Source organism: Pseudomonas sp. LB3P31, assembly GCF_054897945.1.
In genome coordinates, this window is the sequence record NZ_CM142710.1 from 1,228,522 (window position 1) to 1,244,927 (window position 16,406).

General features: G+C 55.7%; 17 protein-coding genes. 6 read left to right on the top strand and 11 right to left on the bottom strand.

Translation table 11 applies throughout. The annotated features are described in order from the left end of the window. Positions 1-12: 12 nt before the first annotated feature. The 5 genes from ACYZTK_RS05520 to ACYZTK_RS05540 form a co-directional block, all read right to left on the bottom strand. Positions 13-1,032, bottom strand: coding sequence for a LacI family DNA-binding transcriptional regulator (locus tag ACYZTK_RS05520; protein WP_462013521.1), 1,020 nt, complete (start codon positions 1,030-1,032; stop codon positions 13-15). 3 nt (positions 1,033-1,035) lie between these two features. Beyond that, positions 1,036-2,013 carry an ABC transporter permease gene (locus ACYZTK_RS05525; RefSeq protein ID WP_462013522.1) on the bottom strand — a complete coding sequence of 326 codons (978 nt, stop codon included), beginning with the start codon at positions 2,011-2,013 and terminating at the stop codon, positions 1,036-1,038. Then, positions 2,010-3,563, bottom strand: a complete 1,554-nt coding sequence (locus ACYZTK_RS05530) for a sugar ABC transporter ATP-binding protein (RefSeq protein WP_462013523.1) — start codon at positions 3,561-3,563, stop codon at positions 2,010-2,012. Before ACYZTK_RS05530 ends, ACYZTK_RS05525 begins: the two co-directional genes overlap by 4 nt. Positions 3,564-3,619: 56 nt before the next feature. Then, on the bottom strand, positions 3,620-4,576 hold the full coding sequence (locus tag ACYZTK_RS05535) for a substrate-binding domain-containing protein (protein WP_462013524.1): 957 nt from the start codon (positions 4,574-4,576) through the stop codon (positions 3,620-3,622). Between the two features lie 176 nt (positions 4,577-4,752). Beyond that, entirely contained in the window at positions 4,753-5,190 is a 438-nt protein-coding gene (locus tag ACYZTK_RS05540) for a hypothetical protein (RefSeq protein WP_462013525.1), read from the bottom strand. A gap of 351 nt (positions 5,191-5,541) precedes the next feature. On the opposite strand from ACYZTK_RS05540, the gene ACYZTK_RS05545 reads away from it, so the two are divergent. The 3 genes from ACYZTK_RS05545 (at position 5,542) to ACYZTK_RS05555 (ending at position 7,760) form a co-directional block, all read left to right on the top strand. Then, positions 5,542-6,630 (top strand): asparaginase, encoded by a 1,089-nt coding sequence (locus tag ACYZTK_RS05545; RefSeq protein WP_462013526.1) that lies wholly within the window; start codon positions 5,542-5,544, stop codon positions 6,628-6,630. A gap of 166 nt (positions 6,631-6,796) precedes the next feature. Next, complete coding sequence (locus tag ACYZTK_RS05550; RefSeq protein WP_462013527.1) at positions 6,797-7,066, top strand: DUF1654 domain-containing protein; 270 nt, start codon at positions 6,797-6,799, stop codon at positions 7,064-7,066. Positions 7,067-7,070: 4 nt separating this feature from the next. Then, positions 7,071-7,760 carry an endonuclease gene (locus tag ACYZTK_RS05555; protein ID WP_462013528.1) on the top strand — a complete coding sequence of 230 codons (690 nt, stop codon included), beginning with the start codon at positions 7,071-7,073 and terminating at the stop codon, positions 7,758-7,760. 59 nt (positions 7,761-7,819) lie between these two features. On the opposite strand, the gene ACYZTK_RS05560 is transcribed toward ACYZTK_RS05555, so the two are convergent. Next, on the bottom strand, positions 7,820-8,185 hold the full coding sequence (locus tag ACYZTK_RS05560) for an SPOR domain-containing protein (RefSeq protein WP_462013529.1): 366 nt from the start codon (positions 8,183-8,185) through the stop codon (positions 7,820-7,822). Positions 8,186-8,435: 250 nt separating this feature from the next. Here ACYZTK_RS05560 and csrA point away from each other — a divergent pair, with 250 nt between their 5' ends. Beyond that, on the top strand, positions 8,436-8,627 hold the full coding sequence (csrA, locus tag ACYZTK_RS05565) for a carbon storage regulator CsrA (protein WP_017337657.1): 192 nt from the start codon (positions 8,436-8,438) through the stop codon (positions 8,625-8,627). Between the two features lie 85 nt (positions 8,628-8,712). On the opposite strand, the gene ACYZTK_RS05570 is transcribed toward csrA, so the two are convergent. From ACYZTK_RS05570 to ACYZTK_RS05590, 5 genes are all read right to left on the bottom strand, one after another. After that, positions 8,713-9,168 (bottom strand): DUF2214 family protein, encoded by a 456-nt coding sequence (locus ACYZTK_RS05570; protein ID WP_462013530.1) that lies wholly within the window; start codon positions 9,166-9,168, stop codon positions 8,713-8,715. Between the two features lie 313 nt (positions 9,169-9,481). After that, on the bottom strand, positions 9,482-10,306 hold the full coding sequence (locus ACYZTK_RS05575) for a DNA/RNA non-specific endonuclease (protein ID WP_462013531.1): 825 nt from the start codon (positions 10,304-10,306) through the stop codon (positions 9,482-9,484). Positions 10,307-10,497: 191 nt separating this feature from the next. Further along, on the bottom strand, positions 10,498-10,716 hold the full coding sequence (locus ACYZTK_RS05580; RefSeq protein ID WP_462013532.1) for a hypothetical protein: 219 nt from the start codon (positions 10,714-10,716) through the stop codon (positions 10,498-10,500). 121 nt (positions 10,717-10,837) lie between these two features. Further along, positions 10,838-11,371: a type II toxin-antitoxin system YhaV family toxin gene (locus ACYZTK_RS05585; RefSeq protein ID WP_462013533.1), complete on the bottom strand. Its 534-nt coding sequence runs from the start codon at positions 11,369-11,371 to the stop codon at positions 10,838-10,840. A gap of 6 nt (positions 11,372-11,377) precedes the next feature. Continuing rightward, the gene (locus ACYZTK_RS05590; RefSeq protein WP_462013534.1) at positions 11,378-11,578 is read right to left on the bottom strand and encodes a hypothetical protein; all 201 of its coding nucleotides are present in this window, start codon (positions 11,576-11,578) and stop codon (positions 11,378-11,380) included. 425 nt (positions 11,579-12,003) lie between these two features. On the opposite strand from ACYZTK_RS05590, the gene ACYZTK_RS05595 reads away from it, so the two are divergent. Next, on the top strand, positions 12,004-12,960 hold the full coding sequence (locus ACYZTK_RS05595; protein ID WP_462013535.1) for a tyrosine-type recombinase/integrase: 957 nt from the start codon (positions 12,004-12,006) through the stop codon (positions 12,958-12,960). A 349-nt stretch (positions 12,961-13,309) separates the two neighbouring features. Continuing rightward, the gene (locus ACYZTK_RS05600) at positions 13,310-14,794 is read left to right on the top strand and encodes a helix-turn-helix domain-containing protein (protein ID WP_462013536.1); all 1,485 of its coding nucleotides are present in this window, start codon (positions 13,310-13,312) and stop codon (positions 14,792-14,794) included. The last annotated feature ends 1,612 nt before the right edge of the window (positions 14,795-16,406 follow it).

Consider the following 16,406-nt stretch of genomic DNA (forward strand, 5'->3'; position numbering starts at 1 on the left):
GATGCTGTTGGTTCAGCGGTACTCGACAAACACTCCGGCCAACGGCGCTGTCGATTCTCGCAGGACAATACTGGGGGTCACGATCCGCTGATCGGTGGCCATGGCCGGGGTGGCGATCCTTCGCAAAAGTACTTCGGCGGCCATTTCGCCGAGCTGCAGGATCGACTGACCGACGGTGGTCAGGGCCGGGTACACGTAGCGGCTCATCTGAATGTCGTCGAAGCCGATCACCGACAGCTCGCTCGGCACGCGGATGTTGCGCTCGGCAGCCGCACGCAGCACGCCGATGCCGATCATGTCGTTACCGGCGAAGATCGCGCTGGGCGGGTTGTTGTCCAGCAATACTGCCGCCGCAGCGTAACCGCCGGTGCTGGTGAAATCGCTTTCCAGCATGCGCTCTTGCGACACCTCGATGCCGGCCTCTTGCAGCGCACGGCAGAAGCCGGCCAGACGCATCTGCGCCACGCTGGTAGTGGCCGGGCCGCCGATCGTGGCAATGTCCCGATGCCCCAGTTCCAGCAGGTGCCGGGTCGCCAGGTAGGCGCCGTATTCGTGGTCGATGCGCACCATATCGGCGTTCACGCCTTCCAGGCTGCGGTCGACGATTACCATTGGCGTGCGCACAGCGGCGAGGCCTTCCGCCAGCCCGGCATCGCCACCGGCTGAAGCGACGATCAGGCCATCGATGCGTTTTTCCAGGAGCACCCGCAGGTAGCTGCGCTGCTTGTCCGGGTTATCGTCGGAGTTGCACAGGATCACGCAGTAACCATTGCGCTCGCAGTAATCCTCGATACCCCGCGCCAGTTCGGCGAAGTACGGGTTGAGGCTGTTGGGCACCAGCAAGCCGATGGTCGCCGTGGTCTTGGCCTTCAGCGAGCGGGCCACCGCGCTTGGCACATAGTCGAGGGTCTTGATGGCCGCTTCGACCTTGACCCGCACTTCTTCGCTGACCGGACGGGTCTTGTTCACCACGTGGGACACCGTGGTGTAGGAGATTCCCGCCAGTGCGGCGACGTCCTTGATGGTTGCCATGACTCAGTTCCGCCGGCTTGCGCGCTGACTGCGATAAGTATCGAGCACCACGGCGATCACGATGACGGCGCCGGTGATGATGCGTTTGGTCGGTTCGGTCGCGCCAATCTGCGCCAGCCCGGCCGCCAGTACCGAAATGATCAGCACGCCAAAGAAAGTACTGATCACCGAGCCGCGGCCGCCCATCAGGCTGGTACCGCCGATGACCACGGCGGCGATCACCTGCAGCTCCAGGCCGGAACCGGCATTCGGGTCCGCCGCTTCCAGGCGCGAGATCTGGAACAGCGCGGCAATCCCGGCCAGCAGCCCCATGAGGCTGAATACCAGGATCTTGTAGGGCTTGGGATTGATCCCCGCCAGGCGCACGGCCTCTTCATTGGTGCCGATGCCGATCAGGTAGCGGCCAAACACGGTGCGGGTCAGCACCGCTTGGGCGATGATGATGATCAGCAAGGCGATGATGAACGATGGCGAGATGCCGAACGCGATCGGATTGGACAGCCAGGCAAAGGCGTCGCCGATGTACGCAGTGCGCGAGCCAGTCATCTGGTACGCGACGCCACGGGCCATCTCCAGCACGCCCAGCGATACGATAAATGATGGAATGCGCCAGGCCACGGTGATCGAGCCGGTGATGGTCCCGGCCAGTGCGGCAATCGCCATGCCGAGCAAGGCCGCCGGCAGGACGCTCCAGCCCCAGCCCAGAATCGCCACGCTGACCGCCGAGGCGGCGAGCGCCAATACCGAGCCTACCGACAGGTCGATGCCGCCGATGATCAACACGAAGGTCATGCCGACCGCCAGCACCATCAGGTCGGGGATCTGGTTGGCCAGGGTACTGAAGGTGTCATAGGACAGGAAGTGGCTGCTCAGCACCGAGAACAGCGCGATCATTGCCAGCAAGGCACCGGCCAGGCCAAGGTAGGTACCGAGGCCGTAGAAGTTGCCACTACGTTTGCCCACAGGCGTTGCAGTTTTCATTGAGGGTCCCTAGGCGCTGCTTCGTTGAGCAACGCATCACGTTTTTGGTAGCCGGCAAACGCGGCAGCAAGCAAATCATCCTGGGTCCAGCTATCGCGCTCGAATGTGTCGATCAGGCGTCCAGCCGACAGCACGCCGATGCGGTCGCAGATCAGCATCAGCTCGCGCAGGTCGCTGGAGACCACCACCAGCGCCTTGCCTTGGCGGGTCAGGTCACCGAGCAAGGCATAGATGTCGAACTTGGCGCCGACGTCGATGCCCCGGGTCGGCTCATCGAACAGCATCACCGAGCAATCGCGCTCGAGCCAGCGGCCGATCACGACTTTCTGCTGGTTGCCGCCGGACAACTGCGACACCAGCTGCGTCGGGCTGGAACTGCGGATGCGCATCGCGTCAATCTGGCGCTGGGCCAGGGACATCTCGTCGCCGTTGTTGACGAAGCCGCCGTTGGAAATCACCGGCATGTTGCCCAGGGCGATGTTCGCGCTGATCGACTGCGTCAGCAGCAGGCCTTCACCCTTGCGGTCCTCGGTGATCAGGGCGATGCCGTGACCGACCGCGTCGGCCGGCGAACGGATACTCACCACCTGTGCCGGCGAACCCAGCGCCACCGTGCCGCTGTCGGCGATATCCGCGCCGAAAATCAGCCGCAGCAGTTCGGTGCGCCCTGCCCCGATCAATCCGGAAATGCCATAAATCTCGCCAGCGCGCACTTCGAAGGACACGTCGCGAACCTTGTCGGAACGGGTCAGGCCCTTGACCGTCAATGCCGGCGCGCCAATGCTGCGCGGGCCCATTTCCATGTGTTCGCCAAGCTCGCGGCCGACCATCAAGGTGACCAGTTGCTCACTGTTGTAGTTGGCCATTGGCTCGACACACACCAGGTTGCCGTCGCGCAGTACCGCAATGCGCTGGGCCACCCGCGCCAGTTCTTCGAGGCGGTGGGAGATATAGATGATAGAAACACCGCGCGCTTGCAGGCGGGTGATCTGTTCAAACAGCATTTCGACTTCCCGGGCCGTGAGCATGGCCGTCGGTTCGTCGAGGATCAACACATGACAGTCACCGATCAGGTTGCGCGCAATCTCCACCATTTGTTGGTGGCCGATGCCAAGTTCGCCGACCAGGGTGTCCGGGTCGATCGCGTCCAGCCCGACCTGAGCCATGGCCTCGATTGCCGCCTTGCGCAATTGCTTGCGACTGATCCAGCCACCGGTGCTCGGCAGATTGTGCAGGAACAGGTTTTCCGCCACTGACAGGGTCGGCAGCAGGTTGAGCTCCTGCATGACCATGCGGATGCCCAGGTCTTCGGCCTGGGTGCGGCTACCAGGCCGATAATCCTGGCCCTGGAACTGCATCTGTCCAGTGGTCGGCGTGACCAGCCCGCCGATGATCTTCGACAGCGTGCTTTTACCCGCGCCGTTTTCACCGGTCAGCGCCAGCACTTCGCCGCGCATCAGCGTCAGGTCGATGCCGGTGAGGACCGGCTGGGCGTAGGTCTTGCCGATACCGCTGACCGAAAGGACAGCGTTCGCAGCGGAAACTGACATAAAAACTCTCCATGCGCTCGCTCAGGAAGAGCGAGCACCTTGCGTCACCAGAAGGACTACTTGGTCACCAGCTCGACCGGGGTTTCGATCACGCCGTTGGCGCCGCTGTCGACTTTCTCGCTCTTGATGATCTTCAAGGCAGTCTCGATGCCGAACACCGCCTGCTTGGCAGCAAACTGGTCCGCAGTAGCGAGGACGCGACCGTCCTTGAGCATTGGCTGGATGGCGTTGATGTTGTCGTAGCCCACCACCTGCACCTTGCCGGCCTTGCCTGCCGCGCGCACGGCAGACACCGCGCCGACGGCCATGCTGTCGTTACCGGCCAGCAGGGCTTTGACTTGCGGGTATTCGCTGAGAATCGAGGCGGCTACCTTGTTGCCCTTGTCGATTTCCCAGTCGCCGGACTGCAGGGAAACCACTTTGATCTGCGCCGCTTCCATCGCATCCTTGAAGCCTGCGGTACGAGCCTGAGCGTTGGTGGTGGTGGACACGCCTTCGATGATGCCCACTTCGTCACCGGCCTTCAGCTGCTTGGCCAGGTACTCACCGACCAGACGCGCACCCTTGCGATTGTCCGGCCCTACGAAAGGCACGCTGATGTTCTTGCTCTTGACCACGGCCGGGTCGAGCTGGTTGTCGATGTTGATTACGGTGATACCGGCATCGATGGCTTTCTTGATCACCGGCACCATGGCTTTGGAATCCGATGGTGCAATGACCAGGGCGTTGACCTTGGCGAGGATCATCTGCTCGACGATACGGGTCTGCCCGGCGGTGTCGGTCTCGTCCTTGATGCCGTTGGAGATCAGGTCGAAATCGGCGGAGTGTACTTTCTGATAAGCCTTGGCGCCGTCTTCCATGGTCAGGAAGAACTCGTTGGCCAGGGATTTCATGACCAGCGCGACTTTAGGTTTTTCCGGGGTTTCGGCGAAGGCCGAGGAGACAGGCAATGCGGCGGATGCGGCAGCCAGCATGGCGACAGCGAGAAGACGTCCAGCGAATGGCAGCTTCATGGGTTCACTCCGATCTTATGATTATTGTGAGCAACGCTTGCGCTGGCGTAGGCTATACAGCGTCCTGTAGGGTCAGGCTATCAGAATGCTGCGCAAACGTTTGCGAAGACCGAACTATGCGAACCCTGCGGCGATTTGTCAACGATTTGAAACTGCGTTTTTGTGTCTGGCTGACGTCAGACTGAAGTGCTGACCATGCTGCCACTGGTAGAGCCTTCCGTCAGAGCCTTGGCCAGCGCGCCAGCCACCTGCGCAATCGCCCCGGCAGTATCGGCAATCCGCTGTTGAATCGCCATGACGGCCGTGGTCTTGGCTTCCTCGTTGGCAAATTTGGTCGCCTGGGTCGCCGCCAGTTGCTGCTGTTGTTCGCGCAATTGTTGCTGCAGTTCCTTCATGCGCTTGAGCAGCATCTGCACGGCAATGCTCTGACTGCTACTGCTGCTCTCGGTTTTCGAGTCTTGCTGGGCAGGCGCGACGCTTAGAGGTTTTTTATCGGCTTCTTCCGTAGTCGCAGGCTGTGCTGTGGCTTCAGCTGCAGGTTTCACAGCGCTATCCGCAGGCTTGTTGCCAATGTTGATAACACGCGCGTTGGATAAACTGACGGTCAACGACATCTTCAATCCCTCTTAAACGAATCCATTACATGGGCATCGGCTGGCATCGCGGTTTCTTTAGGGCGCGCCCCTTATTCAGCGTTAAACGTGCATTTCAACAGAATGCGCAGGGACTTTCGGTCTTCCGAACAAAAAGATTGCCGTTGTTCGGAACCCCGGACGAGCGAACTGCACACTGCCGTGTGCTGATTCATAAAAATCGTTACAGATCATGATGTTGCAAATAATTTCGTAACATAATACAGATGGTATGGATCCTGCTCCCTCACTCTCACCCCGGCATCCAGATGTGCCGGGGCCATTTGGAAGACCTGCAATCAGCACAGTCTCACCACAAGAGAGAAAAAAATAATGACATCTGCTCTTAAGTCCTTCGTTCCGGGCACTTTGGCCCTGCTACTCCTCCTGCCTGCCGCGCTCCAGGCAAAAGAAACCCAAACCGAACAGAAACTCGCCAACGTGGTGATCCTCGCCACCGGCGGCACCATCGCCGGCGCCGGCGCAAGTGCGGCCAACAGTGCCACCTACCAGGCGGCGAAAGTCGGCATCGAGCAATTGATTGCCGGCGTGCCGGAACTGAGTCAGCTGGCCAACGTGCGTGGCGAACAGGTCATGCAGATCGCTTCCGAAAGCATCACCAACGACAATCTCCTGCAATTGGGCCGCCGCGTGGCGGAACTGGCCGACAGCAGTGACGTCGATGGCATCGTCATTACCCATGGCACCGACACCCTGGAAGAAACCGCGTACTTCCTGAACCTGGTGGAGAAAACCGACAAACCGATCGTCGTCGTTGGCTCCATGCGCCCGGGCACCGCGATGTCCGCCGATGGCATGCTCAACCTGTACAACGCCGTGGCCGTCGCCAGCAGCAAGGACGCACGAGGCAAAGGTGTACTGGTGACCATGAACGACGAGATCCAGTCGGGGCGTGACGTCAGCAAGATGATCAACATCAAGACCGAGGCGTTCAAAAGTGCCTGGGGTCCGCTGGGCATGGTAGTTGAAGGCAAATCCTACTGGTTCCGCCTGCCGGCCAAGCGCCACACCATGGACTCGGAATTCGACATCAAGGACATCAAGTCCCTGCCTTCCGTCGAAATCGCCTATTCCTACGGCAATGTCAGCGATACCGCGTACAAAGCCCTGGCGCAATCCGGCGCTAAAGCCATCATCCACGCCGGTACCGGCAATGGTTCGGTGTCTTCGCGGGTCGTTCCAACTCTGCAGGCACTGCGTAAGGATGGCGTGCAAATCATCCGTTCTTCCCACGTCAATGCCGGCGGCTTCGTGCTGCGTAACGCCGAGCAACCAGACGACAAGAACGACTGGGTGGTAGCCCACGACCTGAACCCGCAGAAGGCGCGGATTCTGGCCATGGTCGCGCTGACCAAGACCAATGACAGCAAGGAACTGCAACGGATGTTCTGGGAGTATTGATCCCCTCCTTGCCCGACCGATTCCGGTCGGGCAGCCCTGACCACTCCAGCAGTGGTCAGCTGCCGATAAAAAACCTGCCTGCCGCTACACCAAAGTGGAAAAACCGCTGTCAGAGGAATTTCTTGAATTTTAAGCAGTTGCGATATTGCCTACAGTTTTATACTGTATGCACGTACAGCTTAATAAGGATAATTCCGTGGCCACTTCCTCTGCCTCTCCCGACACCTATGCCCGCATGGGCATGCGCGTCCAGAAAATCATCAACTCCCCCACCGCCCAGAAAGCCAAGGCGGCGCTGATTTTTCGCCTGCCGGATGAGCCGGTGGACGAATGGGAGCAACTGCTCGAAGAAATCGATGAAAACGATAACGTCACCCTCGCCTACCGCGACGATGGCGGCGTGCAGATTTTCTGGGTTGTGCCGAAGGAAGATTGAGTCAATGAGTGTCCGTTGTGTAGCTTTACTGCTGCTGTTCTGCGCCATGGGCGCCCAGGCAGCCGCCCCTCGTACCTTCTCGGAAGCCAAGAAAGTCGCCTGGAAACTCTACGCACCGCAATCGACCGAGTTCTATTGCGGCTGCAAGTACACCGGCAACAAGGTCAACCTGTCGGCCTGCGGCTACGTGCCGCGCAAGAATGCCAAGCGCGCCGCCCGTATCGAGTGGGAACACATCGTGCCGGCGTGGCAGATTGGTCATCAGCGCCAATGCTGGCAAGACGGCGGGCGCAAGAACTGCACGCGTTACGATGCGGTGTACCAGAAGGCCGAGGCCGACCTGCATAACCTGGTGCCGAGCATCGGCGAGGTCAACGGCGATCGCAGCAACTTCAGCTTCGGCTGGCTGCCGGTGCAGTCGGGGCAATATGGCTCGTGCCTGACCCAGGTCGACTTCAAGGCGAAGAAGGTCATGCCGCGTCCGTCGATTCGCGGCATGATCGCCCGCACTTACTTCTATATGAGCAAACAGTACGGGTTGCGCCTGTCCAAGCAGGATCGCCAGCTGTACGAAGCGTGGAACAAGACCTATCCGGTGCAGGCCTGGGAAAGCCAGCGCAACCAGACCGTGGCGTGCGTGATGGGTCGCGGCAATGAATACGTTGGCCCGGTGGACCTGAAAGCCTGCGGCTGAGCGCGCGAGAAAAAAAAAGGCCCCGGTTGATACCGGGGCCTTTTTTTGTGGGTACTTCCTTACTGGCCTGGCTGACGCTCGATCACCAGCAGTTCAATATTCTGTTTTTTCGCCTTGACCAGTGCAGCCTGCACCTCGGCCTGCTTGGCTTCGGCCTCGGCTCTGGAATTGTACGGCCCCATGAGAATGCGCGTCTTGCCGTTTTCCCTGACCACGCTGGAAATGAAACTGTGCTCGATCAACCAGCCGCTCAGGTCGCTCACGGCCTGGGTTATCTCGCCCCGCACTTCCAGATCCCACTGTGGCGCGGCGGCTGCAGCGGGCGCCGCAACCACTGCCGGCTGAGGCTTTGGCACGTCAGCACGCTTGCCTTCATCGCACCCTGCCAATGCCAGTACTGCGACTACCCAGACCAATTTGCGCACAAGCTGTCCCTCTGAATGCTGAAAGCGCGCATTTTAGCATTCATGAATAGTTCTTTAGGGCCGCAAAATCGAGATAAAACAACGAGAATGATGGGTGCCGCCTCTGTATAGTTACGCCTTGGGAATTAATGCAGCATCTGCGCGTCAGAAAGAGGCACCCAAACTGTGAGACTTCGCACTAATCTATACGTACCACCGACCTCTGCACTGTTCGAATCAGGTGCCCTACAAAGCAATCAAGGAGAAGACCATGCTGATACTCACCCGCAAAGTCGGTGAAAGCATAAATATTGGTGATGACATTACGATCACCATCCTCGGCGTCAGCGGCCAGCAAGTCAGGATTGGCATCAATGCCCCGAAGGATGTCGCGGTTCACCGCGAAGAGATCTACCAGCGCATTCAGGCTGGCCTGACTGCACCGGACAAGCCGCAACCCTGATCCAGTGGCAGTCAGTAGCCAGCCCGTTCGCCCTTGAGCCTCGGCTGGCTAAGATTGTGCTGCAACGCACCTGAACCTGCCCTGACTACCTGAACGTCACGCCCCGCGCCATGCCCGTGGCCGCCACGACCATCAGCAACACCAGCATTGCCTCCACATGACTGATCCGCGCAAACAGCTTTGCGCGACCCGTATCTATTGCCCCGCTTCGCCCCAGTGCCATCCGCCATTTGATCAACGTGATCATCGGCGCCAATTCCAACAGCAAGATCAGCACGAAGAGCGTCATCTTCAGGTGGAACAGCGGCTGATGCAGATAGTAGTCAGTGCCCTTCTCGTAACCGCCAAAGGCGCGCATGCCGCCGGTGACCAGCAGGATCACCGCACTGACGCCCCAAAGATTATCGGCAATCAATACGCTGCGCGGCTCTGCCACGCCGGCTGCCAGTCGCCGAAACGCCGTGCCCCGAGACAATACCGCCCAGAAGCCCAGCCCGTAAGCCAATAGATGAACCGCCGCCAGCAACCAGTGAGTGAGCATTGATAGTCCCCTTTCAGCACCAGGATAGGTCTGTCAGTAGTAGCTCATCGAAGCCGACTGCGCTTACTCCTCGACTAAGCTCCTTTCGTCGTACGAGCCTCTGAGGATACACAAATGGTCCGCTCGGACAGCCCGCCGTTGCATAAGTTCAACTAGCCTAAGCCCACGTCCCGCCAAGAGGAGTGGAAAAATGATTCTGCGAATGGTGGTTTCAGACTGGGTGTGTCTGGCGTTCGCCAGCGCGTGCGGCTTGATGCTGATTTCCATGGTTTTCTGGTGGGATTTGTGGCTTGCGTTGATCCTAAACTAGCCGCTAGTCACAGCCCATTCTTTCGGCCAGCTGGCCGCCAGTCGTCTTCAACGTCGCCTGCGCAACCAGCGGCAACCCGCCCCAGAACGTCAGTCCCGAGCGCTGCTCAATCTGCGCAACCGTCACCTGGTAGTCACAAAAGCTGGCGCCACGCGGAGTGTCCTGATTCATCACGAACGAGGCGTAAAGCCCCTGCTCCGGCGAGCGCCCGATAAAGATGATCTTCCAGTAGCCGCTCGGAATCGTGTGCTGCTTGTCCGTGCGCGGCAACACGCCGACAAACTGCTCATACAGCGGCCCCGTCATCACGTGCACTTCATCAACGGCAGGATCCCGGCTCAGGCCGCGCTCCTGATCCTCAAGCCGCGCCCACGCCCCCTGGTTCAGATCAGATTTCTGCGGGGTGATGTTCGACAGATAATTCAGTGACTGCCAATCGAACACCCCGCCCATTGACGCCAGATTGGCCTGGTGGCCGCGGTCGATCTTCAGCGCGGCATTGGCGCCGGTGTAGTCGGCTGGCGCGAGAGTTTCCCCTGGTGGGATATCCGGGTCGGTTTTCCAGACTCGTGGGCGGTTCATCGCCGAGGATGATGGGGTGACTTTGTACGCCACCCAGTTGGCGAATTTGGTCGAACTGTTGTTGTTCAGGGTGTAGGCGTAGCGAGTCAAGGTGAGCGCCCCGCCGCCAATTGGGCAGCCAACTGCGCAGTTGTCGATGGGTGGTGAGTGCGCGTGGGGGGTTTCGCTGGTTGGGGTCGCTGTACAGGCGGCTATCAGGGGTATCAGGAATAGCGCGAGGTACTTGGGAAAGCGGCTTCCTTGCATGGTTCGGGTCCTTTTTCTGGAATGAGCTTGAAGGACCAATTTGCAGTGGAAAGCGGCGCGCATACGAGGATCGGGGATTGTGCGGTTTGGGTTTACATATGGAGCACCAGACCGAGCGCCCCCCCCCCCTCAACTGCTTGCAGGTGAACAAAACAGCATCCTGCGTATGTGGTTGCTGCTGAAATCGCGGGCTAAGCGACGTTCAGTGCATCGACACGAATTCTCCAGTCAGCCATGCGATGAAGGTACTCGCGCCAATTGGTGAAAGCCTGCTGCTGTCGTCTGGTAGCTTCAAGCCATTTCGCGCCGCCGATGTGTTCGACGGAAAGGGACATCATCTGCCCGGTCGCAAAATCAAGTTCGTCTATCAGCTCACGGCCATTGGGCATATCGAGGATCAGAGGTCGCATAGAAACCTTCTTTTTTTGAGGTACTACATCGACTCACTAACTGCTTGATCGTGCGTGGGTTCCGATGAATGGTGCACTTCGCTTTTTCGTCACCGAATAAACCTGCCCCTTGAGGTCGGATCTAATCTTTCACCGAAATGACACCCTCCCTTTCTGCCTCTAACGCCTCGCCAGGCACACCGTAGGCTTTGCTAGCCGCCAGAAGTTCTGCAAATGCGCTAGGCACCTTGCCCCCCACTTTAATCATCGAAGCAAAGACGGCGTACACATCACTTTTGTCGCCAGCTTTGCGCAGTGTAGATTCGTCATTGAGCCAAACATAGATGATAGTTTTGGGGGCGTCCGAGCGAAACTGGAAGAAAAGGCGGTATCGGGGAGCCATCCCTTGCTTTTTAACGCGAAGCCAATGCTTGTTGGTTTTTCCCAACGTTGTACCTTGACGGTAATTGGGATGCGCCGGATTAGCAGGCACGTTGACCATGATGTTTTCGGTCACGGCATCAAGCAGCTTGTAGGACGGATGGTGATGAAACCCGTCAGGGTTCTTCGCAGCAGCTCTCTCGACCTCTGCGGTAAGCGCTTCAAGGCGCCCCAAGAAAAACGGGTGGGCATATAATGCCCACCCGTTCACGATATTCAGCGTGCTTTCCGTCACGTGATTTTAGCCTTCCAGAAGCTCGCTACGGCGATTTTGTTCAGCCTTTAGTCGCAGAGCCTGGATCCTGTTCAGGAGCCCAGTAGGAATGGGCTTAATGCTATCAGGCTGACTCTTGATGTCATCGTCAAGCAAGTCCAGAAAATCGGCTTTGGTGTGAAGCTCTGCCTTTTTTTCTGCGAAGGACACAACAGTGGTTTTAGACATGACGTCTCACCCTTGGAGAATATGCCAACCGTTTTAGTGTAGCTCGGTCCGCTACTAGCAACCTCACCGGTGCGGATTTTGGAGTAGAAAGACCTATCAGCGCTTGATAGACCCTTCAGAAAAGCCATCCTTGAACCAGTGACATAGTCATTATGTAGACAAATTGGGCATTGTTCAACTCAACGCCGGCGGGTGCTCGCGCATAAGAAGTGGTTTTGCAAAAGCTTTCCAAATCCCAAACAACAAAAAAGGGCCCACCTTTCGGTGAGCCCTTCTAGACCGCCCAGCAGAGCGGATTTTGTTTGGTAGGCGCGATTGGACTCGAACCAACGACCCCCACCATGTCAATGTCTGCTTGCGCAAGCTGCAAGCCCTGCTGCTCTTGGATTTCACAGAACGCCCATTCACATTATGAGGCGTCAAAAATGGCCAATATTCGCTTACTTCCGTCCGGCAACTGGAACGCTCAGGTACGGGTAAAGGGTAAATCTGCCCAGTCGAAAACCTTCGCCACCAAAGCCGAAGCTCAGTCATGGGCCAATCAGCTTGAAGCCGTGACGATGGATCGCAAGCAACACACCATCTATACGTTGGGCATGACCTACTGCGAAACCATGCTCAAGGGGAAAGGTAGCTACGACCACGCACTGAAAATCGTTGAGCATTTGGGCAGACACTTCACGCAACCCATTCACGAAATCACCCCGCAGATGATCAACGACTTCAAGATCATGCGATTGAAGAAGGTGAAGCCGTCCACTTGCAGAACTCAGCTCGCATTCATGTCGAGGTTCTACCGATTCGCCAAACGCGGTTTATTGATCGACATTCATAACCCTGTAAGTGATATCGCACTTCCAAAGCCAGACCGGTCTTCAGACAAGGTGATCCGGGCAAGTGAGCTTGAGCGATTGCTGGAAAAGCTCTCTCCCACTATGAAGCTCATTGTTGAATTGGCATACGAAACAGCCATGAGACGGTCCGAAATTCTGAAGCTGACGAAAGACTGCATACACCTCAAAGACCGTATAGCCGATGTGATCGACGGAAAGAACGGCACACGATCCGTTCCCCTCACCCACCGCGCTGTAGAAATTCTTGAACTCGCCCAGCTATGGGCCACTGTGGAGCGTCACCCCAACAACCTGATCTTCACTGTCACTCCACACGCTGTAACTCAAGCGGTGCGACTGGCACGTGTTAAGGCTGGATTGGATAGCAGTGTCAGGTTACATCAGCTCAGGCACACCAGAATTACTAACGTCGCGAAGAAGGGTTTCAACAACGCACAGATAATGATCGTCTCAGGACACAGGGATACGCGATCAGTTGCTCGCTACTCCCACCTGAATGTCAGGGACGTGTTGCACCTAATCGACTGATCAAACTTGAGGGGTAGCCATGATGAATTAGGAATTGGCTGCCCCGCCCCATCCAAATGGTTTAGCCGCCTCCCATTCAAAGCAATGGTCGAAGCACTGGGACATCTTTCGCTGCCAAGCACATAACAACAACTAATAGCAACATAATAGTTGACATTGCTTTTAAATGCAGTATAATCCTCCGCCTGCTTCAGTGAGCAGACAGACAATCTGGAAACCTCCACGCGACCACCGATCCAAATTGGTGCCTTGCAAGGAGGTTTTTTTGCGTCTGCGATTTACCAAAACCAATTGGCAGCACCCCGAGAGGAATTGCCTATGAATTGAACTTAAAGAAGGAGAAATTAAGATGACCAGTATCGCCCCCAATAAAGTGATCCACACCGCTGTATCCGCTCCGGGAGCGGGCAAGACTCAGGCACTCATTAGCCAAATTCCGTCTCTGCTTTCTGCGGGACGCTCCATTGCCCTAGCACTCCCCACCCTCGACCTCACCGATAGCTTTGTTAGCCGTTTACCAGCTGGCCTGCCTCACCGTGTCATCAACTCCACCACCTGTGATCACGTTGGTACGGAGCTGACAGCCGCTTTGAAGAAGAAGGCAAACCATCTGATTATCACGACACATCAGAGCGTCCTCGCGGTACGACCAAGTTTGCTCCAAGGCTGGATGCTAGTCATCGACGAACTACCGCCCGTGGTTGATTTTCCAGCGTACCCATTCGAACCATCGGAGCTCGCTCAACTGTTTGTGAACGCAGTTGAGCGGGATGGACGTCTACATATACGGGACGGTTGTGCAGGTGCGATTGAAACATCATTGGCGACCTTCAAGGCTGTATCAGCAGGAGCTGAACGCACTTCGATGTTGAGCAAAGATGGGGCTCGTATCTACGAATGCCTGAAGGATGGGCATCCAGTATTCATTGATTCCGAGATACCCAATGGAAACCGGTATGTTCGATCAGTAGTCGAGTCCAACTGCTGGGACACCTTCGCTGCGGCGGAAGAGGTGCACGTTCTTGCAGCCAGTGTAACTGGAAGTCAGTTCGATGATTTTGCTCAGGTGCATGGCGTCACATACGCAAGGTCGGATTTCACGCCAGCGTTTGACGGCTACACCTCTGCTGTCACGATCTACCCTGTCATGCCGAAGGGGCGTAACTACAGCAAATCCGCTGTAACAATGACTGCACATGATGGAAGCACTACTGAGCAGCAGAAGCAGGGAGAGCCTCTGGTGATTGATGACATTCTGAAGGCCGCTCTCCAACGGTCTATTGGAACTCCGCTGCTGTTCAGCAACAACTGGGCAAGCTTCAGATGGCTACCAAAGGGAACCGTGTATCGCTGCTCAATCGACAGTCGAGGCTTGAACGAGTATCAGGGCGAAACTGATGCGATTCTTCTGTTTGGTGGAAACCCATCGCCATCCGATCAGCTCGCGCTGGAGTTTCTAACAACAAAGTATGGTCGTGTATTTCGTAAAGGATTCATCGTCACTAGATTCTTGGAACCTAGCTTACAGGCAGCGACTCGGACAGCAGTGCGAGACAGAAGCAATACCAAGCCAATACAGCTGTTTGTGCAGGATGGGCGAGTAGCTGAGTATCTTGTCTCCAGCTACATGCCACATGCCGTGATTGACTGGAGCTTGTCTGAAACCATCCCTGTCCTTAAAGATCGCAGAACGACTGAAGACCCAAGGAAACTGCAAGTATTCGAGCTATTTGCACAAGGCAAGAAGAATGCTGAAATTGCAAGTATCACAGACTCACATCGAAACACGATCTCGAATTGGAGAAAGGATTGGCGTTTAGCTCAGGCTGCTTAACATTTAGCAACCTTGTAGATTCAACACCGTACGCTGACAATTCTGCACATTGATCCTAAGAAGCTTATTAGGAAAGATGTGCAGTTTCACAAGTTCTCCTCCCAAAGCTTAATCTTTGAGCATTGAATATTTCTGGGCTAGCTAGCCCAGTGAGGCATTAGAGATAGGTAGAGAAAAGGATGGGGATAGACCCCATCAAACAAAGACATTACATTCTGTTGTACACAACAGAAGTACGCATTCAGAGTGATACTCTGAAATCAGATCAAAAGCATGGTGGGCTTCGCTTTCCCACCTCTGTAAAGCATTCGCCTCCGGCTCACTTGCTGACACTGGCTGTATGGTTAGTGAAATTTAATTGATTGACATACTGATGTGATAAGCAGTGATGCGTAAGCGAATAAGGTGTTGACGTTGCTTCTATTTGGTAACACGGGAACATTCTCTGAGAACATTCAGGGCGAGAGAACAAAGTGAACCAAGCATCAGACATCAACATCACACCGTTGACGGTGGCGTGATTGCCAATCATGATTGATAGAGAGTGAATTGTCTGTAAATAGACAAATATGTTCACCCTTAAACAATACACTCGTTAAACAATCAGCCTCGATCATCTACGACCAAAACCAAATACATCATAATCATCTGCATGCTTTCCTGAAGCCCAACATTGCATGTCATTGCGAATAAATCCAGATTACACTTTCACATTTAAAAATAATGATAAAAAAGGTTGCATTTAGTGGCAACTGTATTGACTTATTTCAACTAACTTGATATAATGGCAGATATATAGGAGAGAGCCAAACAACATCCTCATCACCACTCCCTCATGGTGCTACTGTTAGGTTATTTAGCCATTTCTCGACAGTATGCTGGCAACTATCCTCCACTAAATAAAAAAGGTCACCCTCAACAGGTTGGCCTTTTTTATTGGCCATTCGGCAACATATGCAACCATTCAACCAACCACCTTACCAATATCAAGGAGGCACATTTATGCGCATTAAAAATTGTTTGAGCTGTAACAAAAAAATGATTAACAAACGGTCCCATATCAAAACATGCAGTTCAACTTGCAGGGTCCGCATCTGGCGATCTAGTCAAAAACAACACATCCCTTTGAAGTTGCTTTTCACAGTTCAGCACTTTGAAAGCTTGCGGCTTGTAGCGAACAATCTGGGATTGACTGTTGATGCGCTTGTGATGAGTCGTGCACTTGGGACACCACAGACCAGCAGCTGATAACAGCTGTAATTACACCTACTTCCATTGTAAATCAAAGGAACTTAATTCAACGAAAATAAGGAAATACCATTGAGCAATTACCTCGTACTGCACACGCCATCACAACTGATCAAAGCTGTTATCACAACATCTAATATACCCACACCAGATCAACATCACACCTTCCATGCTGCATCAAGCACTGTACTGGATAAGTACTATCGGTTGAAGTCAAAGGCTAATCGTAATGGGACTCTGGTGTCCGCTGGTGAGCTCGCAGCCATTAGCCCCTCGTTCCTGAGTTCACTGGTCGAAACCGGATAAAAATAGCGACCCCTAGCTAGGGTACAGGGTACCTGTTTTACCTCGTCTACAAGCCACA

Coding starts and splice junctions, on each gene's coding strand:
- ACYZTK_RS05555 (WP_462013528.1), top strand. CDS start 7,071: ATGAGTGTCCGTTGTGTAGCTTTACTGCTGCTGTTCTGCGCCATGGGC.
- csrA (WP_017337657.1), top strand. CDS start 8,436: ATGCTGATACTCACCCGCAAAGTCGGTGAAAGCATAAATATTGGTGAT.
- ACYZTK_RS05525 (WP_462013522.1), bottom strand. CDS start 2,013: ATGAAAACTGCAACGCCTGTGGGCAAACGTAGTGGCAACTTCTACGGC.
- ACYZTK_RS05540 (WP_462013525.1), bottom strand. CDS start 5,190: ATGTCGTTGACCGTCAGTTTATCCAACGCGCGTGTTATCAACATTGGC.
- ACYZTK_RS05535 (WP_462013524.1), bottom strand. CDS start 4,576: ATGAAGCTGCCATTCGCTGGACGTCTTCTCGCTGTCGCCATGCTGGCT.
- ACYZTK_RS05590 (WP_462013534.1), bottom strand. CDS start 11,578: ATGTCTAAAACCACTGTTGTGTCCTTCGCAGAAAAAAAGGCAGAGCTT.
- ACYZTK_RS05600 (WP_462013536.1), top strand. CDS start 13,310: ATGACCAGTATCGCCCCCAATAAAGTGATCCACACCGCTGTATCCGCT.
- ACYZTK_RS05595 (WP_462013535.1), top strand. CDS start 12,004: ATGGCCAATATTCGCTTACTTCCGTCCGGCAACTGGAACGCTCAGGTA.
- ACYZTK_RS05520 (WP_462013521.1), bottom strand. CDS start 1,032: ATGGCAACCATCAAGGACGTCGCCGCACTGGCGGGAATCTCCTACACC.
- ACYZTK_RS05575 (WP_462013531.1), bottom strand. CDS start 10,306: ATGCAAGGAAGCCGCTTTCCCAAGTACCTCGCGCTATTCCTGATACCC.
- ACYZTK_RS05580 (WP_462013532.1), bottom strand. CDS start 10,716: ATGCGACCTCTGATCCTCGATATGCCCAATGGCCGTGAGCTGATAGAC.
- ACYZTK_RS05550 (WP_462013527.1), top strand. CDS start 6,797: ATGCACGTACAGCTTAATAAGGATAATTCCGTGGCCACTTCCTCTGCC.
- ACYZTK_RS05570 (WP_462013530.1), bottom strand. CDS start 9,168: ATGCTCACTCACTGGTTGCTGGCGGCGGTTCATCTATTGGCTTACGGG.
- ACYZTK_RS05545 (WP_462013526.1), top strand. CDS start 5,542: ATGACATCTGCTCTTAAGTCCTTCGTTCCGGGCACTTTGGCCCTGCTA.
- ACYZTK_RS05530 (WP_462013523.1), bottom strand. CDS start 3,563: ATGTCAGTTTCCGCTGCGAACGCTGTCCTTTCGGTCAGCGGTATCGGC.